This window comes from Streptomyces sp. GD-15H (assembly GCF_045291515.1).
Classification (GTDB): domain Bacteria; phylum Actinomycetota; class Actinomycetes; order Streptomycetales; family Streptomycetaceae; genus Streptomyces.
The window spans coordinates 2,053,264-2,077,352 of record NZ_CP149447.1; the positions used below are offsets into that span (position 1 = coordinate 2,053,264).

The 24,089-nt window shown below is 70.6% G+C and carries 22 protein-coding genes and 3 pseudogenes; 8 read left to right on the plus strand and 17 right to left on the minus strand.

The window, feature by feature from the left end; all coding sequences use genetic code 11:
- Positions 1-158: 158 nt before the first annotated feature.
- The 9 genes and pseudogenes from WJ438_RS09795 to WJ438_RS09835 form a co-directional block, all read right to left on the minus strand.
- Complete coding sequence (locus WJ438_RS09795; protein ID WP_406724877.1) at positions 159-335, minus strand: hypothetical protein; 177 nt, start codon at positions 333-335, stop codon at positions 159-161.
- 491 nt (positions 336-826) lie between these two features.
- A complete protein-coding gene (locus WJ438_RS09800) occupies positions 827-1,468 on the minus strand; it encodes a CoA transferase subunit B (protein WP_406724878.1) in 642 nt (213 codons plus the stop codon).
- Positions 1,468-2,228, minus strand: a pseudogene (locus tag WJ438_RS09805) (CoA transferase subunit A). The gene WJ438_RS09800 and the pseudogene WJ438_RS09805 overlap by 1 nt, the downstream one beginning before the upstream one ends.
- A 2-nt stretch (positions 2,229-2,230) precedes the next feature.
- Positions 2,231-3,433, minus strand: coding sequence for a fumarylacetoacetase (fahA, locus tag WJ438_RS09810; RefSeq protein WP_406724879.1), 1,203 nt, complete (start codon positions 3,431-3,433; stop codon positions 2,231-2,233).
- The gene (locus tag WJ438_RS09815; protein WP_406724880.1) at positions 3,430-4,302 is read right to left on the minus strand and encodes a hypothetical protein; all 873 of its coding nucleotides are present in this window, start codon (positions 4,300-4,302) and stop codon (positions 3,430-3,432) included. The genes fahA and WJ438_RS09815 overlap by 4 nt, the downstream gene beginning before the upstream one ends.
- On the minus strand, positions 4,299-5,495 hold the full coding sequence (locus WJ438_RS09820) for a homogentisate 1,2-dioxygenase (RefSeq protein ID WP_406724881.1): 1,197 nt from the start codon (positions 5,493-5,495) through the stop codon (positions 4,299-4,301). Before WJ438_RS09820 ends, WJ438_RS09815 begins: the two co-directional genes overlap by 4 nt.
- Positions 5,496-5,521: 26 nt before the next feature.
- The gene (locus tag WJ438_RS09825; protein ID WP_406724883.1) at positions 5,522-6,898 is read right to left on the minus strand and encodes an MFS transporter; all 1,377 of its coding nucleotides are present in this window, start codon (positions 6,896-6,898) and stop codon (positions 5,522-5,524) included.
- 58 nt (positions 6,899-6,956) lie between these two features.
- Positions 6,957-7,196 (minus strand): hypothetical protein, encoded by a 240-nt coding sequence (locus WJ438_RS09830; RefSeq protein WP_406724884.1) that lies wholly within the window; start codon positions 7,194-7,196, stop codon positions 6,957-6,959.
- The gene (locus tag WJ438_RS09835; RefSeq protein ID WP_406724885.1) at positions 7,193-8,836 is read right to left on the minus strand and encodes an FAD-dependent monooxygenase; all 1,644 of its coding nucleotides are present in this window, start codon (positions 8,834-8,836) and stop codon (positions 7,193-7,195) included. Before WJ438_RS09835 ends, WJ438_RS09830 begins: the two co-directional genes overlap by 4 nt.
- Positions 8,837-8,985: 149 nt before the next feature.
- Here WJ438_RS09835 and WJ438_RS09840 point away from each other — a divergent pair, with 149 nt between their 5' ends.
- Positions 8,986-9,666 (plus strand): IclR family transcriptional regulator, encoded by a 681-nt coding sequence (locus tag WJ438_RS09840; RefSeq protein WP_406724886.1) that lies wholly within the window; start codon positions 8,986-8,988, stop codon positions 9,664-9,666.
- Between the two features lie 288 nt (positions 9,667-9,954).
- Here the strand turns inward: WJ438_RS09840 and WJ438_RS09845 are convergent, their stop codons facing one another.
- Positions 9,955-10,221, minus strand: coding sequence for a hypothetical protein (locus WJ438_RS09845; RefSeq protein WP_406724887.1), 267 nt, complete (start codon positions 10,219-10,221; stop codon positions 9,955-9,957).
- A 331-nt stretch (positions 10,222-10,552) separates the two neighbouring features.
- On the opposite strand from WJ438_RS09845, the pseudogene WJ438_RS09850 reads away from it, so the two are divergent.
- Positions 10,553-11,078, plus strand: a pseudogene (locus WJ438_RS09850) (rhomboid family intramembrane serine protease); the annotation flags it as partial.
- Complete coding sequence (locus WJ438_RS09855; RefSeq protein ID WP_406724888.1) at positions 11,062-12,054, plus strand: ATP-binding SpoIIE family protein phosphatase; 993 nt, start codon at positions 11,062-11,064, stop codon at positions 12,052-12,054. The pseudogene WJ438_RS09850 and the gene WJ438_RS09855, both read left to right, overlap by 17 nt.
- Here the strand turns inward: WJ438_RS09855 and WJ438_RS09860 are convergent.
- The gene (locus WJ438_RS09860; protein WP_406724889.1) at positions 12,005-12,493 is read right to left on the minus strand and encodes a J domain-containing protein; all 489 of its coding nucleotides are present in this window, start codon (positions 12,491-12,493) and stop codon (positions 12,005-12,007) included. The genes WJ438_RS09855 and WJ438_RS09860 overlap by 50 nt on opposite strands.
- 183 nt (positions 12,494-12,676) lie before the next feature.
- On the opposite strand from WJ438_RS09860, the gene WJ438_RS09865 reads away from it, so the two are divergent.
- Complete coding sequence (locus tag WJ438_RS09865) at positions 12,677-13,099, plus strand: Hsp20/alpha crystallin family protein (protein ID WP_406729641.1); 423 nt, start codon at positions 12,677-12,679, stop codon at positions 13,097-13,099.
- Positions 13,100-13,195: 96 nt separating this feature from the next.
- Here the strand turns inward: WJ438_RS09865 and WJ438_RS09870 are convergent, their stop codons facing one another.
- The 4 genes from WJ438_RS09870 to WJ438_RS09885 form a co-directional block, all read right to left on the minus strand.
- Positions 13,196-13,429 carry a hypothetical protein gene (locus tag WJ438_RS09870; RefSeq protein ID WP_406724890.1) on the minus strand — a complete coding sequence of 78 codons (234 nt, stop codon included), beginning with the start codon at positions 13,427-13,429 and terminating at the stop codon, positions 13,196-13,198.
- 175 nt (positions 13,430-13,604) lie between these two features.
- Positions 13,605-14,672, minus strand: coding sequence for a hypothetical protein (locus tag WJ438_RS09875; RefSeq protein ID WP_406724891.1), 1,068 nt, complete (start codon positions 14,670-14,672; stop codon positions 13,605-13,607).
- A 480-nt stretch (positions 14,673-15,152) separates the two neighbouring features.
- The gene (locus WJ438_RS09880; RefSeq protein WP_406724892.1) at positions 15,153-15,641 is read right to left on the minus strand and encodes an Hsp20/alpha crystallin family protein; all 489 of its coding nucleotides are present in this window, start codon (positions 15,639-15,641) and stop codon (positions 15,153-15,155) included.
- A 108-nt stretch (positions 15,642-15,749) separates the two neighbouring features.
- Complete coding sequence (locus WJ438_RS09885) at positions 15,750-16,745, minus strand: alpha/beta fold hydrolase (RefSeq protein WP_406724893.1); 996 nt, start codon at positions 16,743-16,745, stop codon at positions 15,750-15,752.
- Positions 16,746-17,050: 305 nt separating this feature from the next.
- Here WJ438_RS09885 and WJ438_RS09890 point away from each other — a divergent pair, with 305 nt between their 5' ends.
- The 3 genes from WJ438_RS09890 to grpE all read left to right on the plus strand — a co-directional run bounded on the left by WJ438_RS09890 (position 17,051) and on the right by grpE (position 21,151).
- Positions 17,051-18,502 carry a lipase maturation factor family protein gene (locus WJ438_RS09890; protein ID WP_406724894.1) on the plus strand — a complete coding sequence of 484 codons (1,452 nt, stop codon included), beginning with the start codon at positions 17,051-17,053 and terminating at the stop codon, positions 18,500-18,502.
- A gap of 184 nt (positions 18,503-18,686) precedes the next feature.
- Positions 18,687-20,570, plus strand: a complete 1,884-nt coding sequence (gene dnaK / locus WJ438_RS09895) for a molecular chaperone DnaK (RefSeq protein WP_406724895.1) — start codon at positions 18,687-18,689, stop codon at positions 20,568-20,570.
- Positions 20,567-21,151, plus strand: coding sequence for a nucleotide exchange factor GrpE (grpE, locus tag WJ438_RS09900; protein WP_406724896.1), 585 nt, complete (start codon positions 20,567-20,569; stop codon positions 21,149-21,151). Before dnaK ends, grpE begins: the two co-directional genes overlap by 4 nt.
- Before the next feature lie 592 nt (positions 21,152-21,743).
- Here grpE and WJ438_RS09905 read toward each other — a convergent pair.
- Together WJ438_RS09905 and WJ438_RS09910 are read right to left on the minus strand one after the other, a co-directional pair.
- Positions 21,744-22,271, minus strand: a pseudogene (locus WJ438_RS09905) (aldehyde dehydrogenase family protein); the annotation flags it as partial.
- Positions 22,272-22,766: 495 nt separating this feature from the next.
- A complete protein-coding gene (locus WJ438_RS09910; RefSeq protein ID WP_406724897.1) occupies positions 22,767-23,219 on the minus strand; it encodes a YbhB/YbcL family Raf kinase inhibitor-like protein in 453 nt (150 codons plus the stop codon).
- Positions 23,220-23,600: 381 nt separating this feature from the next.
- On the opposite strand from WJ438_RS09910, the gene WJ438_RS09915 reads away from it, so the two are divergent.
- A complete protein-coding gene (locus WJ438_RS09915) occupies positions 23,601-23,963 on the plus strand; it encodes a DUF5335 family protein (RefSeq protein WP_406724898.1) in 363 nt (120 codons plus the stop codon).
- The last annotated feature ends 126 nt before the right edge of the window (positions 23,964-24,089 follow it).

The following is a 24,089-nucleotide window of genomic DNA, read 5'->3' on the forward strand; positions in this document are numbered from 1 at the left end:
ACACCGTGCGGGCGCCCCGGCGGCCGGCCAGGGCCATCAGGCGGACCGAGTCGAGGCCGTGGTCGACCGGGTTCTCGTCTTCGGGGATGTCCTGGGGGATTTGGGCGGCAGTCGGGCAGATGGCGCCCGGCCCAGCCCCGCCCCGGACCACGGTGATGTCAGCCGTCCGTCCAGGCCGCGAGGTCATTCACGATCTCGGGGGACGGTCCCGCCCGGGACACGTCGGCGAGCAGCAGACGGTCACCGCTGACCAGTAAGGTCGCACAGTCACGCGCCGCGGCCTCGGCCAGCAGCCGGACGATCCCGGCGCGGCGCGCTTCCTGGTCCGGCGGCACGGTCCACCGTCCACCCGGCCTCCGTCATCCGCTCCCGGAACGGGGCCTGCCGAGGCAGGTCGGCGCTGTAGAGCACCGTCGTCGCGTTCTGGCCGGCCGGTCACGCAGTGCCCGCAGAGCCAGGCGCGCTGGTCGGAGGTTCAGCCACTACTGGGTCGGCGACAACCACCCGGCCGCCCTCGGCGGGCGGCCGGGGCGCGGCGTCGTACATCCGCCGCGCCGAAGCGGCGGCGAACCGGTCCGCACCGGTCGGGGGCGCGGACACTACCCCGCCTCAAGCGGGCCCTGTGGGACTCCGGAACGAGCATGGCGGGCCAACTCCCACAAACCGTCCGGCACAATCCATCCCCACAGCCCACTCCCCACATCCAGCACAATTGCCAACTGACCACGCAAGAACCGGTCTTGGGCGAAAGGTCCGGGCCTCACCCACTGACGAACGGGCCGTCCCGATGTCCCGGGGCGGCCCGTTCGGTGGCTGCGGACGCGGGTCAGACGGCGGCGGGGGCGAGCACCGGCGCGCCCGTCCTGTCGCGGAGTTCCTCCTCGGTGACTCCCGGGGCGAGTTCGACGAGCCGGAAGCCCTCATCGGTGACGTCGAGGACGCCGAGGTCGGTGACCACGCGGTGGACGCAGCCCCGGCCGGTGAGCGGCAACGTGCAGGACTCGACCAGCTTGGCGCTGCCGTCCTTCGCCACGTGTTCCATCAGGACGATGACGCGGCGGGCACCGTGCACGAGGTCCATCGCGCCGCCCATGCCCTTGATCATTTTCCCGGGGACCGCCCAGTTGGCGAGGTCGCCGGACGCCGAGACCTGCATGCCGCCCAGGACGGCGACGTCCAGGTGGCGGCCGCGGATCATGGCGAAGGACAGCGCCGAGTCGAAGAAGGCGGCGCCGGCGACGACGGTCACGGTCTCCTTGCCCGCGTTGATGAGGTCGGGGTCGACGGCGTCCGGGGTGGGGTAGGGACCGGTGCCGAGGATCCCGTTCTCCGAGTGGAGGACGACATGGACGTCATCGGGCAGGTGATCGGGAACGAGGGTGGGCAGGCCGATGCCCAGGTTCACGTACTGGCCGTCGGCCAGCTCGCGGGCGGCGCGGGCCGCCATCTCGGTGCGGGTCCAGGCCATCAGACGGCGCTCCCTTCGCGGACGGTTCGCTTCTCGACGGGCTTGGCGCCCCGCTCCCGCACCTCGACCACGCGCTGCACGAAGATGCCGGGCAGGTGGACGTGTTCGGGGGCGATCTCACCGGGCTCGACGAGTTCCTCGACCTCGGCGACGGTCACCCGGCCGGCCGTCGCGCACAGCGGATTGAAGTTGGCCGTGGTCTTGTCGAAGACGAGGTTGCCGTGCCGGTCGCCCTTCGAGGCCCGCACCAGGGCGAAGTCCGTGGTGATGGACCGCTCCAGAACATACGTCTCGCCGTCGAGGACACGGGTCTCCTTAGCCGGGGACTCGACCGCGACCGAGCCGTCGGCCGCGTACCTCCACGGCACGCCGCCCTCGGCGACGGCGGTGCCCACACCGGCCGGGGTGTAGAAGGCCGGGACGCCGGCGCCGCCCGCGCGCAGCCGTTCGGCGAGCGTGCCCTGCGGGACGAGTTCCAGCTCCAGTTCGCCGACCAGGTACTGGCGGGCGAACTCCTTGTTCTCGCCGACGTAGGAGCCGGTGACCCGGCTGATCCGCCCGGCCCGGAGCAGGATGCCGAGGCCGTGGTCGTCGGTGCCGCAGTTGTTGGAGACCACCCTCAGGTCGCCGGCCCCTGCTCGTGGAGGGCGTCGATCAGCTCCTGCGGCACGCCGCAGACACCGAAACCGCCGACGGCGAGGGTGGCGCCGGAGGGGATGTCCGCGATCGCCTCGGCCGCGGACGCCACTGTCTTGTCCATGTTCACGCCTCCACGGCCGGCTCGATGCGGCCGGTCACGGCGCCGAATCCGATGGTGGTGCCGTCGGCGCCCGGGGCGGTGGCGGTGATGGTGATCTCGTCGCCGTCCTCGAGGAAGGTACGGACCGAGCCGTCGGGCAGTGTCACCGGGGTCTCGCCGCCCCAGGCGAGCTCCATGAGGGAGCCCCGCTGGTTCTCCTCGGGGCCCGAGACGGTCCCGGAGGCGTAGAAGTCGCCGGTGCGCAGCGAGGCGCCGTTGACCGTCATGTGGGCGAGCATCTGCGCCGGGGTCCAGTACATCGCGGAGAACGGCGGGGTGGCCACCAGGTGGCCGTTGAGGCGGACCTCGAGGGTGAGGTCGAGGCCCCAGTCCTCCTTCTCGGCCAGGTACGGGCGGAGCTCGTGCTCACGCGCCGGCGGGGCGACCCGTGCGGCCTCCAGGGCGTCGAGCGGAACCACCCAGCAGCTGACGGAGGTGGCGAATGACTTGCCGAGGAACGGGCCGAGCGGCACGTACTCCCAGCTCTGGACGTCGCGCGCGGACCAGTCGTTGACCAGCGTCACGCCGAAGACGTGCTCGCGGAAGGCATCGACGGCGACGGGCCTGCCCAGCTCCGAGGGGGTGCCGACGACGAAACCGACCTCGGCCTCGATGTCGAGGCGCGAGGACGGGCCGAAGCCGGGCAGTCCGCCGTCGGCGGGCCGCTTCTGCCCGTTGGGTTGCACCACCGGTGTCCCGGACGGCACGACGGTGCCGGCCCGGCCGTGGTAGCCGATGGGGAGGTGCTTCCACTGCGGGGTCAGCGGGTCGCTGCCCGGCCGGAACATGCGGCCGATGTTGGCGGCGTGGTGCTCGGAGGCGTAGAAATCGACGTAGTCGGCGACCTCGAACGGCATGCCGAGACCGACGTCGGTGAGCGCGTGCAGGTGCGGTTCGACGGCGGGGCGGGCCGTGGCGTCGGTCAGCAGCCGGGTGATGTCGGCACGGACCCGTTGCCAGCGGGCACGGCCCTGGGCCATGAAGGCGTTCAGGGAGCCCCGCGCGAAGGTGTCGTCGCCGAGGGCTGCGGCCAGGTCGAGGACCTGCTCGCCGATGGCGACGCCCACGCGTGCCCCACCGCCGGACTTCGGGGTGAAGACGCCGTAGGGGAGGTTCTGGATCGGGAAGGGTGAGCCGTCGGGGACGGTGACCCAGGTGGTGGTCATTCGTGTTCCTTCACAGGGGTGTTGAGCAGGGCCCGCGCCTCGCTGACGGGACGGGCGGTGGAGCAGGAGCCGTACGAGACGAGCGCGTGGCGCGCCGCGACGGCCTGTTCCCCGGTCAGCGTGTCGGCGCGGCGGGCGAGTTCGCCGCCGTCCTCGATCTCCAGGACGGCTCGTACGGCAGCCTCGTCCCCACCGTCGGCAGCGGTGGCCGTGGCGAGGAGCAGGTTGAGGTAGCCGTGGTGGGTGAAACCCGTCTCCGGCGCGGTGTGGCGGACCGCCTCGTGCAGTCCGGCGGTCGCCTTGAACGGCACCCCGGCCGCGACGCAGGCGCACACGAACGCGGCGACCTGCTCCACCGACGGGAACAGTTCGGCGCGGACCCCGCCGCAGCGGAGCTTGGCGCCGAGGGGACGGGTTCCGGCGTGCGCGGCGAGCGCGGTGAGCAGTGGCTCGGGGTGTGCCTGCACGACCGGCTCCGCGTACAGGGGCACCTCGCTGGGCACGTCCTGCAACGTGGCCGACACCGCGTCCAGGGCGGTGTGCTCGTCCTCGCCGAAGGCCTTGAGGGGCACTTCGAGGAGGGCGAGCCGCAGCCGTGGGTCGGCGAGGATCTGCGCGCAGGCCGCGGCGAGGGTCTCGGCGTCCTGGTCCGCGATCAGACCGAGCTCGAAGACCTCGCCGTCGCGCAGCAGGGAGCGCAGCTCGCCGAGCCGGGACGCGGGAACGAGGAAGCGGTGGGTGTGCATCGCCTCCCCAGCCGCCGCGTCTGCGCGGTGCCGCTCGACCGCCCGGTCCATGGGCAGCGCGGTGGGCGGGAACAGGCCCGCGTCGTCGACCAGCGCGTCCAGTAGTGCGTGCGGGACCGTCATGCTCGCCGCCCCGCCCAGCTCCAGGCGTATACGCCGTCGTCACAGGCCCGGCCGCCCTCGCCGATCTCCAGGGGGCGGAACGTGTCGACCATGACGGCGAGTTCGTCGAAGGACTCGGCGCCGATGGAGCGCTCGTAGGCGCCGGGCTGCGGGCCGTGGCTGTGGCCTCCCGGGTGCAGCGAGACCGAGCCGATGCCGATGCCGGAGCCCTTGCGGGCCTCGTAGTCGCCGCCGCAGTAGAACATGACCTCGTCGGAGTCGACGTTGGAGTGGTAGTACGGCACCGGGACGGCCAGCGGGTGGTAGTCCACCTTGCGTGGCACGAAGTTGCAGATGACGAAGTTGTCGCCCTCGAAGACCTGGTGGACGGGCGGCGGCTGGTGGATCCGGCCGGTGATCGGCTCGAAGTCGGCGATGTTGAAGGTGTACGGGTACAGGCACCCGTCCCAGCCGATCACGTCGAACGGGTGGTGGGCCTGCAGGAACCGGGTGCCGACGATCTCGCCGCCCGTGCCGCGGTGCTTGACCAGGACCTCGACGTCGGTGCCTGTGCCCTCGACCAGCTCGGTCGGCCCGTGCAGGTCGCGCTCGCAGTACGGGGCGTGCTCGAGGAGCTGGCCGTAACGGGACAGGTAGCGCTTGGGCGGGGCGATGTGGCTGTTGGCCTCGACGCAGTAGGCGCGCAGGGGCTCCCCGCCCTGCGGGATCCAGCGGTGTGTGGTGGCGCGCGGGATCACCACGTAGTCGCCGGCGCGGGCGTCGAGCACGCCGAAGACGGTCTCGACGCGGGCGCTGCCGGACTCGACGTAGACGCACTCGTCGCCGATGCCGTTGCGGTACAACGGCGAGGCGCTCCCGGAGACGACATAGGAGATGCGCACGTCGCCGTTGCCGAGGACCAGGCGACGGCCGGTGACCACGTCCGTCTCCTGCCAGGCGTCGTCCTTGAACAGCTCGTGCAGTTTCAGATGACGGGGCTGCAGCGGGTGGTTGGGCACGGTCCTGGCGTCCGGCACCTGCCATACGGAGGAGTCGGTGATCGCGGAGGGGATGTGCTTGTGGTAGAGCAGCGACGAGTCGGCGGAGAAGCCTTCCTCTCCCATCAGCTCCTCGAAGGCGAGGGTGTCGCCGTCGTAACGGAACTGGGTGTGCCGTTTCGGGGGGATGGTGCCGAGGCTGCGGTAGTGGGCCATGGGCCGGCCTCCTTTCGTAGGGGGTGTCAGAGCGCGCCGGCGACCGGCGCGGGTGAGGGTGCGGGTGCCGAGTCGGGGGTGGCGTCGGGATCGCGGTCCTTCGTCTCACCGACCCAGAGGAAGGCCGCGATGGTGCACAGCTGGGCGACGGCGAGGAAGACACCGACCGGCCAGGTGGAGCCGGTCTGCCGCATCAGGGCGACACCGAGCAGCGGGGCGGCGGAACCGCCCACAACGGTGGCGATCTGGTAGCCGAGCGAGGCGCCGGTGTAACGGACGGCGCTCGGGAACAGCTCGGAGAAGAACGCGGCCTGGGAGCCGCACATCAGGCCGTGCAGGGCGAGACCGACCGAGACGGCGAGGACGATCAGGCCCATCTCCTTGGTGTCCACCAGCGGGAGACCGACCAGTCCCCAGACAAGCAGCAGGGCCGCGACCGTCAGATTGACCTTCTTCCGGCCGAGCCGGTCGGAGAGATGACCGCCGACCAGCATCGCAGCGACCTGAAAGACGGAGCCGACCGCGACAGCGATCAGGCCGGTGCTCTTCGGCAGGCCCAGCTGTTCGCTGAAGTAGGAGAGCAGGAAGATGCTGAAGGAGTAGTAGGCGGCCTTCTCGCCCAGGTTGGCGAGGGCGGCGATGGTGACCTGGCGCTTGTGGTCCCGCAGGACGGTCTTGAGCGGGGCGTGCCCCTCGTGGGCGCGGCCGCTGTCCTGCAGCGCCAACCACTGCGGAGACTCCTCGACGGCCCGGCGCAGCCAGAGACCGATCAGGACCAGGACCGCCGAGAGCAGGAAGGCGATGCGCCAGCCCCAGGACTCGAACTCGGCATCGGTCATCGAGACGCCGAGGACGGCGAGCACCGCGGTGGCCACCATGTTGCCGAGCGGGCCACCGGTCTGCGGCCAGGCCCCCCAGAACCCGCGCCGATGCTTCGGGGAGTGCTCGGTGACGAGCAGGATGGCGCCGCCCCACTCGCCTCCGAGCGCGACGCCCTGCACCAGGCGGAGCAGGGTCAGCAGTATCGGCGCCGCGACGCCGATCGAGTCGTACGACGGGACGAGACCCATCAGGACGGTGGCGCCGCCCATCAGGGCGAGGGAGAGCGAGAGCGTCTTCTTGCGGCCGATGCGGTCCCCGAGGTGACCGAAGAGGATCCCGCCGACCGGGCGAGCCAGGAAGCCCACCGCGTAGGTGGCCAGGGCCATGAGGATGCCGATGACCGGGTCGCCGGCCGGGAAGAAGACCTTGTGGAAGACGAGCGCGGCGGCCGATCCGTAGAGGAAGAAGTCGTAGAACTCGATGGTTGTGCCGGCCAGGGCGGCGCCGACGACGCGGGCGAAGCCGCGTCCCGTGGCGCCGGTCGGCGCCTTCGCCGACGCGGGGGCAGTGGGTTCGGACAAGGAGGACTCCGTTGTCGTCCGTAGGGGGTGGGGGTCGTCCGTAGACGTGGGCGTGCGGTTACGCGGTCCTCTCTGCCTCGGCCACCAGGGCGGCGAACCGCTCCGGGGTGAGGTGGTCGAGCGCGGTGAGCATGGTGAGGCGGACGAGGAACGGCACCCGGCCCGCCTCGCCGGCCCGGTCGATGGCCTCGCTGAGCGTGCGCCAGGTGGCCTCGGCGTGCGCGATGGCGCGGTCCTCGTCGTCCTGGACGGCGGCGGCGACATCGGTGGGCGGAGCGGGTTCGGTGGTGGTGGTCATCGCGCTCCTCCTGCGGTGAGCTGGTCGGTGAGGTGTCGGGTGAGCGGGCCGAGCGGTTCGTCGGTACGGATCCGGGCGAGAACCAGACCGTCGGGTCGGACGAGGAGCGCTTCGCCCTCGGTCAGGCCGAGGTGGGCGGCTGTCTCGTGGCCCAGAACGGGTACGCCGTCGGCGGGTTCGCCTTCGGTGGCGAGGGCGGTGACGGGCAGGAAGGCGGAGAGTTCGGACGCGACGCGGGCGGCGTCGGCGGCGGTGGCCGCGGCGATCAGCGAGAAGGTGGCGCCGCGCAGGGCGTGCAGGCCGGTCCCCTCGCCGCCCGCCGGGGTGACCTTGAGGTCGGGCAGTGGGTCGCCGGGGAGCGGGCCGCTCGCCGCCGGGGTGGCGGTGTGGGTGAGCGGCGAGGTCCGACTGTGGGTGGCGTTGGACTGGCGCGGGTTGATGAGGTGGCGCAGTACCGGCCGCGCCAGCGCGAGTTGCAGGATGGCGTCCCGGGTGAGGCGGTAGCCGTCGGTGCCGGGCGTCATGAACAGGGTGGACTTCTCGGCCTGTTCGGCGTTCTGCCGCCAGGCGTCCCGCCGCTCGTCGGCGACGGTACGCAGAATCCGCTCGTCGGCCCCTCCGTTCACCACGGCGGCCAGCGCCCAGGCATAGACGTCGGCGTCCTCCAGACCGGAGTTGAGGCCGCGCACGCCGAAGATCGGCACCAGGTGGGCGGCATCGCCGGCGAACAGGACACGGCCGTGCAGGAAGGAGCCCAGGGCGCGGGCGTGAGCGCGGTACAGGCTGGACCACTCCAGTGTCCACGGCTTCCTGGTGCCGAGCCACTCGAGGTGACGGGTGATCACGGCGCGGACGTTCTCCTCGCGGATCGCCTCCTCGGGGTCCTCATCGGCGTCGATCTGGTAGTCGATACGCCAGATGTCGTCGGGCTGGCGGTGCAGCAGGATCGTCTGGCCCGGGTTGGACGGCGGGTCGAACCAGGCCTGTCGTTCGGTGGGCAGTTCGCTTTCCCAGTGGATGTCCGCGATGACGTACCGGCCCTCGTAGCTGGTGCCCTCGAGGTGGACATCGAGCGCCTTGCGGACCGCGCTGTGCGCGCCGTCGCAGGCGACGAGGTGGCGGGCGCGCAGGACACGCGGTCCGGCCGGGGTCTCAGCCTCGACGGTGACCTGGCCATCGTCCTGGGTGACGCCGGTGATCCTGCTCTTCCAGCGCAGCTTGATCCGTGGCTCGGCGAGGGCGGCGTCGAGCAGGATCTGCTCGGCGACCGATTGGGAGATGTTCGCCATCGGCTCACGGACGTCCGTCTCACCGTGCGGCATGGCGAAGGCGAGCACCTCGGTGTCGCGGTAGTGGCTGCGGCCCGTGGTCCACGGCAGGGACCGCCGGGTGAACTCCCCGCCCACGCCGATGCGGTCCAGGACCTCCATGGAGTGGCGGGAGAGGCAGATGGCTCTGCTGCCGTGGCAGACCGAGTCACCGGCCTCCAGCACGGTGACGGTGACTCCGCGACGGGCCAGGCCCAGGGCGACGGCCAGGCCGACGGGGCCCGCTCCGGCCACCACGACCTGCTCGGGGTCGGCGCCGGGCGCTGTAGAGGCGAAGTCCACGAAGTCGTGATGGTGCGGCTCGAAGTACACGAGGACACACTCCTCAGTTGTTGCAAATAAAGAAACAACGCGTTACGAATGTTGCAACACCTTCGTCGCGATAATGTCCTCACGTCAAGAGGTCAAGGGGAAAAAGTTCCTCTTGTGCGCGGAGAAGGGCCTGAGGGAAGGGGTACGGGGTGGCCGCTGGAGGTTCGCAGACGCTGGAGCGGGGGCTCATGGCGCTGCGCATGATCGCCGAAGAGCCGCAGGGGGTGACGGCCAGCGAGATCGCGGCCCGGCTGGGCGTTCACCGGTCCATCGCGTACCGGCTGCTGATGGCACTGGTGCGGCAGAACTTCGTGGCCAAGGACGAGGCCAACCGGTACCGCATCGGCGTCGCCTTCTTCACCCTGGCCCAGCAGTCCCGCCCCCCGATGCTCGACACGGCGCAGCCCGTGCTACGTGACCTCGCCGCGGAACTGGGTGCCACCGCCTGCCTCGTCGTCCGTGACGGCATGGAGGCGGTGGCCGTCGCGGTCGTCGAGCCGCCCGGCTCCGGCGCCCGGCTTTCGTACCGCATCGGGAACCGGGACCCTCTCGACCGGGGCGCCGGCGGCCTCGCCCTGCTGGCCGCCGCGGACCCCACGCCCGATGAGCCCGAGCGGATCGCCGACGTCCGCTTCCGCCGGTACGCGGTCACCAGTGAGGAAGTGCTGCCCGGTATCTTCGGCGTCGCCTCACCCGTGGGCGCCCGGTCCGACGAGCAGCCCGCCGCGGTGACCGTCCTGACTCATCATCAGGACTTGGCGGAGGCGGCCGTCCCCGCCGTCGTCGCCGCCGCGGAGCGCCTCACCGCGGCGCTGAGTCCGTCCGCCTGACCGGCCAGGGTCCGCCTCCCGGGCACTCGTCCTCCTGCCCGCAGCCTGGGCACCCGCCGTTCACGATGGCCTGGAACCCTGCCGAGTAAGCGGAGTTGCGCCATGCCTACGGCACCGACGTCACCCTTTGGGCCAGGTATGAACTCTTCGCCCCGATCCGGGAAGTGCGCACGGGCACGTACGCCGCCCAGCACGCAGCCACCCGCCCTGAATGGCGCGCACAGGCGCAGCACCGAGTTGACTGCTTGCGGGGGCGACTCGGGCCGCGGCCGCGGCAATGGCGAGGCATCACATCAAGCCTTGGCAGGCCAGAGGCGCGCGGCCACTGGCACAGTGAATCCTCGTGCCCGCCAAGTGATCGAGAAAGTCCTCCACCACGGTCGGTGTCACCGCGTTCGGCTTCCGTGATCCGATCACCGGGTTGATCTGCACCTTGAAGTGGCTCGCCAGGGCCTTTGCGGTCGAGTACTCGGTTGTCCTGCGCTGCCGGGGCAACCACGTCCGGGCGTACTCCTCTATCGTCTGCTGCCCCGGTCCGCGTCGCGCCTCCGCCACCGAGGGAGACGTCTTCTTCCGGTCGGCGTACGGCTCCGTCAGCCTTTCGACCGCCGCGTCCTGAGTCCGATACCCGGTTTCCTCTCACCGCTTTCCCCGGGCGTCGCGAAACCGGATGGTGCAGGCGTGCGGGCCACGACTGGGCTTGAAGAAGGGGCCCATGCCGCGGGCGAGCCGGCGAGCCAAGGAGCGACACCTTCCGGGGACGAGTGGACCAGCGAACCTGGTCCCGCTGACGCTCCCCTCGGTCAGCAAGGCGGGGCCTCCCGCTCGCCGCTTGCTGGCTACTTGCTGACCCAGGGCTCAGCAATCATGTCCATGACCTGCACTGATGTCCACCCTTCAGATCTTCGGCAACAACATCGAGGACCGCATGGGCCACGCCCGCTACCTGCTGTTCTACCTGGTCTGCGGCTACACGGCCGCCTACGGATTCGCCCTCACGACCCCCGACTCCCCCACTCCCCTGCTCCCCTGCTCCCCTGCTCGGCGCCTCGGAAGCCGTCGCCGGCGTCCTCGGCGCCTGCCTGGTGCTCTACCCGAGGGCCCGGGTCTGGGTCCTCATCCCCTTCCTGATCTTCCTGCCGCTGCGACTGCCGGCCTGGACCGTGCTGGGCCTGTGGTTCGCGCTGCAGGCGGCGTACTCGTCCGGCGGGGGCGTCACCGCCGCCGGGACGGTGGCCTACGTGGCCCACGTGGTCGGCTTCGTCGTGGGCATGCTGCTCGCCCGGCCCCTCAAGCCGGGCACTCCCCCACCGCCCGAACCGGGCGGCATCCGCTTCGGACAGCAGACACGACGGGCCTGGCAGGGCCACACACCAGGGCCGACTGCGCACCGCGGTGCGCACTCTCGCTGATGTCGAGCTGCCCCCCGACGAACTGCTGGTGTACCTCGACGACCTCATCCTCGATGAGGCCCGGGAAGGGATCGATCCTGTGGGGGAGATCGGCGCGACCTGCCTGTACGCGGTTTACGACCCCGTCACCTGCCACTGCATCGCCGCCAGCGCCGGGCATCCGGCCCCGGCCCTCGTCACCCCGGACGGCATCGTGGACTTCGTGGATGTGGAGCCCGGTCCGCCGCTGGGCGTGGGCGGCGTACCCTTCGAAGCCACGGACTTTCCCGTGGCTCAGGGCAGCCTGCTCGTGCTGTACACCGACGGCCTGGTCGAGGCCCGCGGCCGCGACATCGGCACCGGGCTCGAGGCCCTGCGCCTCGCACTGGCCCGCCCCGGCCAGAGTCTGGAGACCCTCTGCGACACGGTGATCCACACTCTGCTGCCGGAGCAGCCCGACGACGATGTCGCGCTGCTCATCGCCCGCACGCACGCGTTGGACGCCTCTCACACGGCGTCCTGGGAGGTCCCTGCGGACCCGGCCGCCGTCGCCGACGCCCGCCGGCGGGCCACGGCCCAGTTGGCGCGCTGGGGCCTGCGGGAGGCTCAGCCCACCACCGAGCTGATCGTCAGCGAGCTGGTCACCAACGCCATCCGCCACGCCAGCGCCCCCATCGAGCTGCGGCTGATCCACAACGGGACGCTGATCTGCGAGGTGTCCGACGCCAGCAGCACCTCTCCGCACCCGCACCGGGCCCACGAGCTCGACGAGGGCGGTCGCGGACTGCTCCTGGTCGGCAAGCTCTGCGAGCGGTGGGGCACCCGGCACACCCCGAGCGGAAAGACCATCTGGACCGAGCAGCCCCTTGTGCTGCGGCACGCCGGGCGCCCTCACACCGACAGCCTGCCCCACGCGGGCACCCGGGCAGTGCGGCCTGACACGGCGGTCAGCGCAGCCACGGATCCGTCTGCCGCAGCCACTGCAGAACCCGGGTGACCACCCCATGGTCGTCCCACCCCGGCGGAAGAACGGCGAACCGGGGGTCGATGCGCGCCGACGCGAAAAAGAACGGCCCGTCCCCTGCACCCAGCGGGCTGGACGTCTCGCGCCCTGCCCGGCTCCGGGGCGCCGGCCTCGCGGGGGCGGTCCGCTGCCGCCGGGTGACACGGACGGGCACCGGCCGACCGGCACCCGTACGCGGCGCAGGGCCGACCCGCCCGGCGTCGTACGCCGCGCGCCGCCCCGGATCGCCCAGCGTGTTGTAGGCGGCGAGGACATCGGCGAGGCTATCCGCCGCTGCCGGATCCACCGGCCGGGCGTCCGGGTGCAGCAACCGCACCAGCCTGCGATACGCGGAGGTGATCTCCCCGGCGGAGGCATCACGTGAGACGTCGAGGACCGCGTAGTGGTCGCGCCGCGGTCGCTGCCCGGGCATCGTCCTCACCTCCCCGGCCGCTTGACCTGCGTGAATCCTCAAAATCTCCCACCAAGAAGGCATATAACCTTGCCCGGATATTGTCAATATATCTCCTTTAGGGGTATATGAGGTGTTGAGAGAGGTTCGTATAAGCGGCCGCCCATGTCGGCCCTGTCACCATCCGAGGGGAGCGTGACCGGAATGCTGCTGCGCACCGATCCCTTCCGTGAACTGGACCGCCTGGCCGAGCAGCTGCTGGGGACCGTGGCCCGCCCGATGACCATGCCGATGGACGCCTACGCGCGCGAGGGCGCGTTCTGGGTCCACCTGGACCTTCCCGGTATCGACCCGGACAGCATCGATCTGAGTGTCGAGCAGAACGTGCTGACCGTGCGCGCCGAGCGCCCCGCGCCAGAGGCTTCCCAGACGGAGATGGTCGCGGCCGAGCGGCCGTACGGGGTGTTCTGGCGGCAGCTGTTCCTCGGCGACACGCTGGACGTGGAGCACATCGAGGCCAGTTACGACACCGGGGTACTGACGGTCAAGATCCCGGTGGCCGAGGAGGCGAAGCCCCGCAAGATCGAGATCAGTCACGCCGAGGAGAAGAAGGAACTCGCCGGCTGACGGCCAGGCGTCCAGGCCTGTGGCCCGACCGTTTCCGGTCGGGCCACAGGCCTTCCGCCGCCCCGGCCGGGAAAAGGCGCTCGGGCTGGGCCGTATTCAGCCGCCGAGCCGGGAGCGCAGGAGCTGTTTGCCGAGTTCGGCGCCCTTGCGGCTGTCGGCTTGTGCCTTGCGGAACAGTTCCACAATTTCGGTGTCGTTGTCCCGTTCCGCGTCCTGGATGTAGGTCTCCAAGCGCAGAGCGTTACTCAGGCAGGCTTCGACGAACCAGATCAGGTTGTAGTCCTTGTCCTTGGTTCCGGTGATGCCGCCCGTTTCCGTGGTGCTGGCCATGGTGGTGCCTTCCTGCTTCGCGGATACAACTGCAGTCTTCGTTCGTCAGCCGGTCCGGAGAGTCCGCTGAGCGGAAATGGAGGGAAGCGTTCCTCCCGGGTGCCCGGCCGCCAGCCGGCCCGTGTGGGGATCGGGGGCCGGGGTGGTGTTGGTGCGGCGGTGGTGGCCGCCTTCGTCAGGGTGTGGCGCCCGCATGCTGCCTGGCGGCGGCGATGACCTGATCACGCTGCCGGTGCTGCTGCTCGTAGTCCAGCACCTGCCGGACCAGGGCGGGCTCCGCGGTCCGCAGCAGGCGGGCGGCGATCTGGTCGGGGCTCATGGCGTCGTAGTCCGGCCAGGGCTGCCTCCCGCGCAGCTCTTCGATGGCCCGCAGCACGGTGGACCGGTTGGCGTGGGCGCGCTCGAAGCCCTCGATGACGGTCAGGTCGCTCTGGGAGAGATCGCGCAGTCGCTGGGTGATGTCGGTGGCGGTCAGTCGGCCGTAGCCGGAGATCGGGAGGTCTTCCTCCCGGGTGACGGCGCCCTGTACGTGCTCGGCCGCTCGCGTCACGCTCGGCATCTCCCGGGCTGTCCCGGTGGCCGTTCGGCGGGTCTTCTGCCCGCTGGTCCGGGTGGCCTCCCGGATCCGGGCGATGGTGGTACGCATGGTCTGGGCAGCCGCCGCGGTGGGTCCACCGTTGCTGTGTGTCGGCCGATGGCCGTTCACAGATGCGGCAGCCAGGGCCCTGGCCTGTTCGTCGACCATGTTCTCCAGCGTCTGCAGCAGTTGCTCGTCCTGGCGGCGCAGCGCGGTGAGCAAGTCCAGGGCTTCGGGATCATCGGCGAGGACGGCGATGCTCTCCCCGGCCCGGCAGGCCACCAGAGCCCGGGCAGCGGCCGCGTACTTGCTTTCCGCGTATCTCAGCAGCTCGTGCTCGGTGACCTGACGCCCTGCGCGCAGAAGACCGCCGGCGATCACCGCGCCGATCTCCAGCGGAACTCTGGCGGTGCGGACCGCGCCGTCGGAGACGCTGCGGACCAGCTCGGTGGTGTCCCGTAGCAGCGTGCGCGGGCGGATCTCGCGAACGTGGTCGTCGATCCGGGCCATGTGCTCCTCGGTGTCGGCGACGTGGCGCTGGAGCGTCTGGTGGTGCGGGCCTACGGGGGTGAGGGCCATGTCGACACGGAAGCGGTCGACGACTGCGGCGTGGGCCTCCCGGACATCTTCCAGCGCCGGGATGAGCGCGTCTGTCATCACTGTCATGGCGGTACTCCCTGTGATTTCGGGTGGCAGAGGTGGGGCGTGCCCTGTCCGCCGGGCGGTCGCCCGGCGTGGGCGTGTCACGGGATCAGCGTGTGGGACGGGGCTGAGGATCGCCTGCGGCCAAACCCCGTCTGGCAGGGGCGGCGGAGCGGTTATGGCCGGTGACACGCGCACGGCCGCAGGTCTGCCGACAGGCTGCGCCTTAGCCCGTCTGGGTGATCAGGCGGTGGTGTCCCCCCGGCAGGAGGCCGTCAAAGGTGCTTGGCGTAGGGCTGCGCGACTGGGAGCTGTTTTCCCTCTGGGCAGCCGCCACCGAGTTCCTCCGGCCGCGGGCGGTGACCGTTCTGGGCCTGCTCCCTCCGGGCGGCACCACCCGGGGAGCGTTGAACGGAACACGGAGCGTGCCTCGTACGCCGCTCCGGTCCCCGGGCGGCCGATGCCTGCCCCGGGACCGGAGCGGCGCGTGGCAGAGGCGGGTGGTCACTCCCCGCCGGTGATCTCGATGCGGCGGGGCTTGGCCGCTTCGACCTTGGGGACGTTCACGGTCAGTACGCCGTCCGTCAGGGTGGCGTTGACGCCTTCGGCGTCGACCTCGCCGGGCAGCACGGCCCGGTACTCGAACCGGCCCGTCCGGCGGGTGCTGCGGCGTAGGACCCCGGCGCGTTCCCGTTCCTTGAATTCGCCGCTGATGGTCAGTTCGCGTTCGCTCATCTCGATGTCGATGTCGTCCCGCTTGACACCGGGAAGCTCGACCTCGATGAGGTAGGCGTCGTCGGTCTCGGAGACATCGGCCGTCGGAGCCCACGCCCCGGCAGCCGGCGCCAGGCCACCGCCGACGGTGGTTTCCAGCAGGTTGCCGATACGGCTGAAGAGGTCGTCGAACTCGGCGAGCGGGTCCCCGGCCCAGCCAGGGAAACGCCGTTCGGCAAGCCGACTCCCCGTGGAGCGTCGTACAGGCAGAGTCATCATCCGTCACCTCCAGGGCAATTACTTCCGATTGATACCGATATGGGGTGCCCGATATGTCTGGACCCGAACACGTCCTGTCCCTCCTGTCCCTCCTGTCTCTTCGGTGGTTCAGGTACCGGCGCGTTCAGTGCAGGCTGCGGCATCCCGGATCACGCGGGCGACCAGCTCAGGTGCGTCGGCCATGGGGACGTGGCCGCAGCCGGGCAGCGCCACGAGCCGGGCCGCGGGGATCATGGCCTTGGCACGGACGGCCTGCCGGGGCGGCAGCAGACGGTCGCGGGTGCCCCAGACGATGGTGACCGGCACGTCGGCGATGTCGCCGACGAACAGGCCCGGTGCCCGTCCGGCCCGCAGGGTGGCGGTGAACGCCTGCGAGTTCCGCAGTGTCTTCAGCGCCGCGAGCATGTCGCTGGGCGGGGCGAGGTGCGGGTGGCCGTAGAGGGTGCCGGTCAGGGCGGCACGTCCGGCGGCACTGCCTGCCAGGCGGGCGATGGCCGCTTCGGGGAGCAGCCGGGTTCCGTGCCGGGCGGCGTTCAGCACCGCATAGGCGTACCGCCTCTCCGCGGGCGTCCAGAAGCCCGCCGGGGCCAGCGCGGCCACGCTGCGCGCAAGCCCGGCCTGCGCCATGCGCAGCCCGATCAGCCCACCCAGCGAATGCCCGGCCACGTGCGGCCGGTCCACGCCCAGCTCCGCCAGGAAAGCCTCCAGCCAGGCCACCGCGGTCTCCAGGTTGCGCGGCACAGCCGGGCCGAGGTCGGGCGACTGCCCGAAACCCGGCAGGTCGATGGCGATCGTGTCGTACCCCTCGGCAAGCAGCGGCACGACGCGCTCCCAGGCTTGGCGGTGGTGCCCGAGACCGTGAAGCAGCAGCAGCGGCTCGCCGGCGCCCCGTCGCTCGTAAGCCACCGCGACCGGCGCCAGGCCCTGGGCGTGGGCCTGCACAAACAACACCCACGCCGCGGCAGGATCCGTTCCCCGGTCGGGGGTGCGCACCAGCTGCGCTTCGGCCGGCCTGGCCCTGCGGTCACGGAGGTGCGAAGCCGCAGCCTGCGCCATCCGGACCGGCCGGTTGGCCGTGGAGATCAGGGAGGACACCAACACCATCCCTTGACGTCGCCTCCCTCCAGCTGCCCGCGCCTTTCCTCACGAGGCGTTGACTCCTCACAACACCCATATCCTAAAATGTGAGTCAGGTAGTAGCAAGTTACTTCAGTCTGACGGGTCATGTTGCTCGTCCGGGCGGTCCCGGCCGCGCGGGCGCGCTGTCCGGGGCCGGGCTGCTGGTCCGCTTCTCGGACCGGGTCGGTGCGGCCTGGGCAGGAGGTGTCCAGACATACCCAGGCCCACCGGCACCCGGGCCCGCAACCGGGTGCACTCCCGGACGCGACGGTCGCTTCGAGGAGAGCGTCGTGGAGTGGTTCACGGATGCCGATTACTGGCTGGGCAGGGTTGTGTTCCAGCGGGGCCTGGCCGTGCTGTACCTCGTGGCGTTCCTGAGTGTGGCCGGCCAGTTCCGCGGACTGATCGGCGAGCAGGGAATGCTTCCGGCGTCGCGTTTCCTGGCATCGGCCCGCTTCCGGCAGGCTCCGAGCATCTTCCACCTGCACTACTCGGACCGCTTCTTCGCCGCCATCGTCTGGACGGGTGCGGCGTTGTCCGCTGCGCTGGCGGCGGGAGTGGGCGATCTGGTGCCGCTCGGGGCGTCGATGCTGATGTGGGCGGTGCTGTGGGCGCTGTACCTGTCGGTCGTCAACGTCGGTCAGACCTGGTTCGGCTTCATGTGGGAATCGCTGCTGCTGGAGACCGGCTTCCTCGCGATCTTCCTGGGCAACGACGACACCGCGCCGCCGGTGCTGGTGCTGTGGCTGCTGCGCTGGCTGCTGTTCCGGCTGGAGTTCGGAGCCGGGCTGATCAAGCTGCGCGGCGATGCGTGCTGGCGCGATCTGACCTGCCTGTACTACCACCACGAGACCCAGCCGATGCCGGGTCCGCTGAGCTGGTTCTTCCACCACCTGCCACGGCCGGCGCACCAGGGGGAGGCCGCGGCCAACCACGTCGCCCAGCTCGTCGTGCCGTTCGCGTTGTTCGCCCCGCAGCCGGTGGCGAACGCGGCCGCCGGGTTCATCATCCTCACCCAGCTGTGGCTCATCGCGTCCGGGAACTTCGCCTGGTTGAACTGGCTGACGATCGTGCTGGCGCTGCCCGTCGTCGGCGGCTCCACAACCACCGACGCCCTGGGCCTGCCGGCACCGCCGCACTTCGCGGCCGCGCCGACGTGGTACGTGGCCCTGGTGCTGGCGGCCACCGCGGTGGTGGCGGTGCTCAGCTACCGGCCGGTCCGCAACCTGTTCTCGCGCCACCAGCTGATGAACGCCTCCTTCACGCCGCTGCACCTGGTCAACGCCTACGGCGCCTTCGGCAGCGTCGGCCGCGTCCGCGGCGAACTGGTCGTCGAGGGCACCGACGAGCCGGAGATCACCGACGCCACGGTGTGGAAGGAGTACGGCTTCAAGGGCAAGCCGGGCAACGTGCGCCGCCTGCCGCCGCAGGTGGCCCCCTACCACCTGCGGCTGGACTGGCTGATGTGGTTCGCCGCCTTCTCGCCCGCGTACGCCGGGCCGTGGCTGCCGGCCTTCCTCGTCGCGCTCCTCAACGGCAACCGGGCTGTCCTGCGGCTGCTGCGCCACAACCCCTTCCCCCACGCGCCGCCCACCTTCGTCCGGGTACGCCTCTACCGGTACCGGTTCACCACCTGGCGCCAGCTGCGCTCGACGGGCGCCTGGTGGGACCGCACGCTCCTGGGCGACTACCTCCCGCCGGTCACAAAAGCACCCACAGACGCGGAAACTGGGATTTCTTGACAACTCAAGGTGAGGACTTTATCTAGACTGTTAGTGAGGTTTACTCCAAATCCGCAGGTGGCGGCGCCGACAGGAGGCGACGCAAGCAAGCCGCTCCGGTGGCCGGTCGTTGGGCCGGGCCGGGCGGTCACCCGTTTCACCAGGCGCTGGCCCTGGGTTTGGGATGCAGAGGGAGGAGAGGCCAATGGCACGTGCAGTGGGGATCGACCTCGGCACGACAAACTCGGTGGTCTCGGTCCTGGAGGGCGGCGAGCCCACCGTCATCACCAACACCGAGGGCGCGCGGACCACCCCGTCGGTCGTGGCGTTCGCCAAGAACGGCGAGGTGCTGGTCGGCGAGGTCGCCAAGCGGCAGGCCGTCACCAACATCGAGCGCACCGCCCGCTCGGTCAAGCGGCACGTGGGCGATCACACGTGGCGGTTCCCGGACACGGGAAGCATCGACGGCAAGCGGTACACCGCCCAGGAGATCTCCGCGCGGGTGCTGCAGAAACTCAAGCGGGACGCCGAGGCCTACCTCGGCGAGGACGTCACCGACGCGGTCATCACCGTCCCGGCCTACTTCAACGACGCCCAGCGCACCGCGACCAAGGAGGCCGGGGAGATCGCCGGGCTGAAGGTCCTGCGGATCATCAACGAGCCCACGGCGGCGGCCCTCGCGTACGGCCTGGACAAGGAGCACGAGCAGACCGTCCTCGTCTTCGACCTGGGCGGCGGCACCTTCGACGTGTCCCTGCTCGACATCGGCGAGGGCGTGGTCGAGGTGAAGGCCACCAACGGCGACACCCACCTCGGCGGCGACGACTGGGACCAGCGGCTCGTCGACCACTTGGTGAAGCAGTTCAAGAACAACTACGGCGTGGACCTGGCCAAGGACAAGATGGCCGTGCAGCGGCTGCGCGAGGCCGCCGAGCGGGCGAAGATCGAGCTGTCCTCGTCCTCGGAGACCACCATCAACCTGCCCTACATCACCGCCTCCGCCGAGGGCCCCCTGCACCTCGACGAGAAGCTGACCCGCGCCCAGTTCCAGCAGCTGACCGCGGACCTGCTGGAACGCTGCAAGGGCCCGTTCCACAACGCGGTCAAGGACGCCGGGATCAAGGTGTCCGACATCGACCACGTCATCCTGGTCGGCGGATCCACCCGGATGCCGGCGGTGACCGATCTGGTGCGGGAGCTGACCGGCAAGGACCCGCACAAGGGCGTCAACCCCGACGAGGTCGTCTCGATCGGTGCCGCGCTGCAGGCCGGGGTCCTCAAGGGCGAGGTCAAGGACGTCCTGCTGCTGGACGTCACCCCGCTGTCCCTGGGCATCGAGACCAAGGGCGGCATCATGACCAAGCTGATCGAGCGCAACACCACGATCCCGACGAAGCGCTCCGAGATCTTCACCACGGCCGAGGACAACCAGCCGTCGGTGCAGATCCAGGTCTACCAGGGCGAGCGCGAGATCGCCGCGTACAACAAGAAGCTCGGCATGTTCGAGCTGACCGGTCTGCCCCCGGCGCCGCGCGGCGTCCCGCAGATCGAGGTCTCCTTCGACATCGACGCCAACGGCATCATGCACGTCACGGCGAAGGACCTGGGCACCGGCAGGGAGCAGAAGATGACCGTCACCGGCGGCTCCTCGCTGCCGAAGCAGGACATCGACCGGATGATGCGCGAGGCCGAGCAGCACGCCGAGGAGGACCGCCGCCGGCGCGAGGCGGCCGAGACCCGCAACCAGGCCGAGCAGCTCGTCTACCAGACCGATCGGCTGCTCACCGACAACGCCGACAAGATCCCCGCGGACGTGAAGAGCGAGGTCGAGACCGCTCTGTCGGAGCTCAAGGAGACCCTCAAGGCCCAGCAGGGCGACAGCGACAACACGGTTGCCCTGCGCCAGGCGACGGAGAAGGTGATGGCAGCGGCTCAGAAGGTGGGCACCGCCATGTACGCCCAGGCACCGGGCGAGCAGACCGCAGCCGGCGGTGCGGGCGGTGGCGAGGCAGGAGCTGCCGGGCAGGACGAGGAGGTCGTCGATGCCGAGATCATCGACGACGACAAGCGGCAGGAGGGCTCTGGATGACCCGTTCGAGCGACACCCACCGCCCCGACGAGCACCCGCTGACGCTCATCCGCGACAACCGGCGGCAGGATCCGGGAACCAGCCTGGAGCCCCGCCGCCGCGGCGACGTCGAGCCCGCCGGGCAGGCCGACGTGGCCGTGGGCGAGGCCGATGTCCTGCGGGCGCAGCTGCGTGAGCGGACAGCGGACCTGCAGCGGGTGAAGTCCGAGTACGGCAACTACCGCAAGCGGGTGAGCCGAGACCGCCACGCGGTCGGTGAGATAGCCGTGGCCAACGTGCTCACCGGTCTCCTCCCCGTCCTCGACGCCATCGACCAGGCCCGCAAGCAAGGAGAAGTCACCGGCGGCTTCCAGCGCGTCGCCGAAGTGCTGGAAGGCGAACTCGCGGCCCTGGGGTTGCAGTCCTTCGGCACGGCAGGGGATCCCTTCGACCCCGCCCGGCACGAGGCCGTCTCCTGCACCTGCTCCGACCGCGTCGAACGGCCCACCTGCACCGCGATCCTGCGCCCCGGCTACCGCGTCGGCGACCAGCTCCTGCGGCCCGCCCAGGCAGAGGTCACTGAACCACCGGCCAGGCGGTAAGGCGCCTCACCTTCCCCCCGACAAAGGTTCCCTGCACAGCCGCCCGCGCCCGTCTCCGAGACGGTCACGGCCACGGATCGGAATCGCGGCGGCGGCGAGGGCCGGTGGGGTCCCTTCGCAGTGCCCGCCGTTGCGCGGGGTGCAAACCGGTAACCTCGGACGCGCCCCGCTGCGTCGCCCTGTCCGCGGATCCCAGAGGCCCGAGGGTGCCGATGTCAGCACCTCAACGGGCCCCGGCAGGCCGCCTTCTGTCCTGCCCTGGGAATCATCGGCGTTTCGCGGGCCCGGATTCCTTGATGCATCTGCCATAGCCGCCTCCTCGATGCCTTCGCCTGATCAGGAGCTCAAGAGGGCTGGGCCAGCGAGCGGCGCGTATCCGCCCTCAGATGAGACGAAACCCTGTGGCGGCATATCCGGCACGCCGAAGCACTCAGGCAGCTCGCGGCCCCCGGCGCCGCCCAGCCAGCGAACGACCCACCGCCGCGACCGCGTACGCCAACGCCCGCAGTAGCGGCGAGGTGCCGTGACCGGCGTGCTCACCAGTCGCTGCCCACCTCGCTCTTGTAGAACACCGTCGCGTCGAAGGGGCCCTGGGCATGAGGTGGTAGTCCGGGAAGTTGCCGGGCAGTCGTTCTCCCGCGGATCCGTCGGTGACGGCCCTGAGCAGCAGTTCACCGCCGACGAAGGCGCCGCGCCAGGAGTGGCCGAAGCCGCCGGAGAGTCCGTCGCGGTCGTCGGTGGAGAGGATGGAGAGGGTGGCGACGAGGGCACCGTTGGAGGTGTTCATCGCAGCCAGCAGCTCGGCCTCGGTGTCGACCAGGACGATCGTGTCGATGGGGCCGAAGGGCTCCGCGTGGTGAAGCCGTGGGGATGGGGGCGGGCCGAGGAGAAAGGCGGCCGGGTCGAGACAGCCCCGGTGGAGGGGGACGGCGCCGCGGTCGATGGCCTCGGCGACCTGGTCGGTGAGTTCCTTGGCCTTCGCCGTGTTGATCAGCGGGCCGAAGTCGAGGGTGGGCAGCGGGTCGGCCGGATCGGTGACCGCGAGGGGGTGGCCGATGCGGATGGAGCGTACAGCGGGCAGGTACGCGGCGAGGACCTGGTCGAAGAGCGTGCCGTCGACGGGGCTGGCGAAGGGCAGCACACGCCCGTCGGCCTGCCATCGGGCATCCCACAGGTTCAAGACCCGCTCGTCCGGAAGGCCTCGGGAGCGACGACGAGGCAGCGCTGCCGGGCATCTGCCCATGCCGTTTTCGGCTTGAGGACCAGGCTGCGCGGGGTGAGGGTGGGTGCCATCGCGGTCTCTCCGCACGTACGGGGCGGGGCTGACAGTGGCTGCGAATGCGCGCCAAGGGCCCCTGCGGGGAGCCGTCCACCAGCCGGTGAAGGTACTGGCCGTGATCCGACGGCAGCAGTGGGCGGCCGCCGTGAAGGATGGCACGCGGCGGTTCTGTGGTCCCGTGCACATCATGCCGGGCCGATGCCGTGCAGGGTCAGACTCGCCGCTGATTTGCGAAGCCCCACGGCTTTGAGGTCTTCTACACGTCCGGCAAGATCAGCCAGGCCCTGATGGGCGGGCCGGGCAATACCGGTGGCCGCGTGCTACCGCGGTGGTCGCTCAGCGGTGGTAGAGCCCGACGATGTTCCCACTGGCGGTGTGGTGTTCCTCGACGGCCTGGTGCACCTGGTCCGCGCTGGGGGCGTCGGACAGGACGCAGGGTTCGGACAGGGCGTAGAGGCGGAAGAAGTAGCGGTGCGCCTCATCCCCGGCCGGCGGGTGGGGTCCGCCCCAGCCGGGCTCGCCGAAGCCGTTGATCAGTTCAGTGCCACCCGGCGGACGCTGTCCCGCCTCCACGCCGCCGCTGCGTGGGTCGATGCCGACCACGATCCAGTGCACGAAGGTGCCCGACGGTGCGTCGGAGTCCTCACACAGCAGGACCAACTCGGCTGCCTCATCCGGTACCCCGGACCAGGTCAGCGGAGGGGAGGTGTTTTCGCCCTCTCGCGCGTACCGGCGCGGGATGAACGAGTGATCATTGAACGCGCTGCTTCTCAGCTCGATGCCGGCCATACGGCTGGGGTACCCCTTGCCGCGATCGGCCATACGGCGCTGATCGAGTGGTTCCCCAGAGCGCACACTCCCCTTGGCCCGTGCCGACGAATGCCGGCGTATGCGCCGGCGTTGGATTCGCTGAATTGACCCGCCGACCAGAGGGCCGGGCAGCCGGCCTCGCACCCCAGCATCACCGGCCCGAAGCCACCACCGCTGATGGGCCGCACTTTCCCCGATTCGGCAGTCGGCGAGCCAGCCTCGGGCGCCCCATGACGCACAGGTCACCGGGCCCTCCCCATCAGGCCGGAGCCTGGCATCGACCGTGGCGGCGTACGACGGCACCGGCGACCATGGACAGGGAGAAGCCCCATCCAAGCGGCATGGAGGGAGGATCAGGCAATGGCCGACACCCTGACGCTCGACCGCGGCGACTGGCGGACCGTGCTGGACGAGGTCACCGCCGCCCACAGCGGTGACCTGGTCACCATTGAAGTACTGGACCCCTCGATCGGGCACCAGTACGAAGCCGAGCGGCTGCCCTTCTCCTACCTCGCCTACGACCCGAAGGACGATGTGGTGATCGTCGGCGTCGGCGGGCAGTCGCCGCGCTACCCGGTCGTGCTGCGCCACATGGTGCCGCACCCCAAGGAGATCGACGTCTCCACACAGAACGTTCCTGAGGTGACCGTCCGGGTCGTGGACCCGGAGGACTCCGCCACCTTGATCACCTTCTTCCCGGTGGAATCCCCGACGGGGTCCTGAAGGGCCTCTGCCGACCCCGCCCCGGCCGCGGGCACGCCGACTGTTCCGCGCAACCTGCGGTCCGCTGCGAGGGCGGGGGTATCGGCACACACCGGAGCATGGTCAGGCAGGTGCAGCCGGCACAGC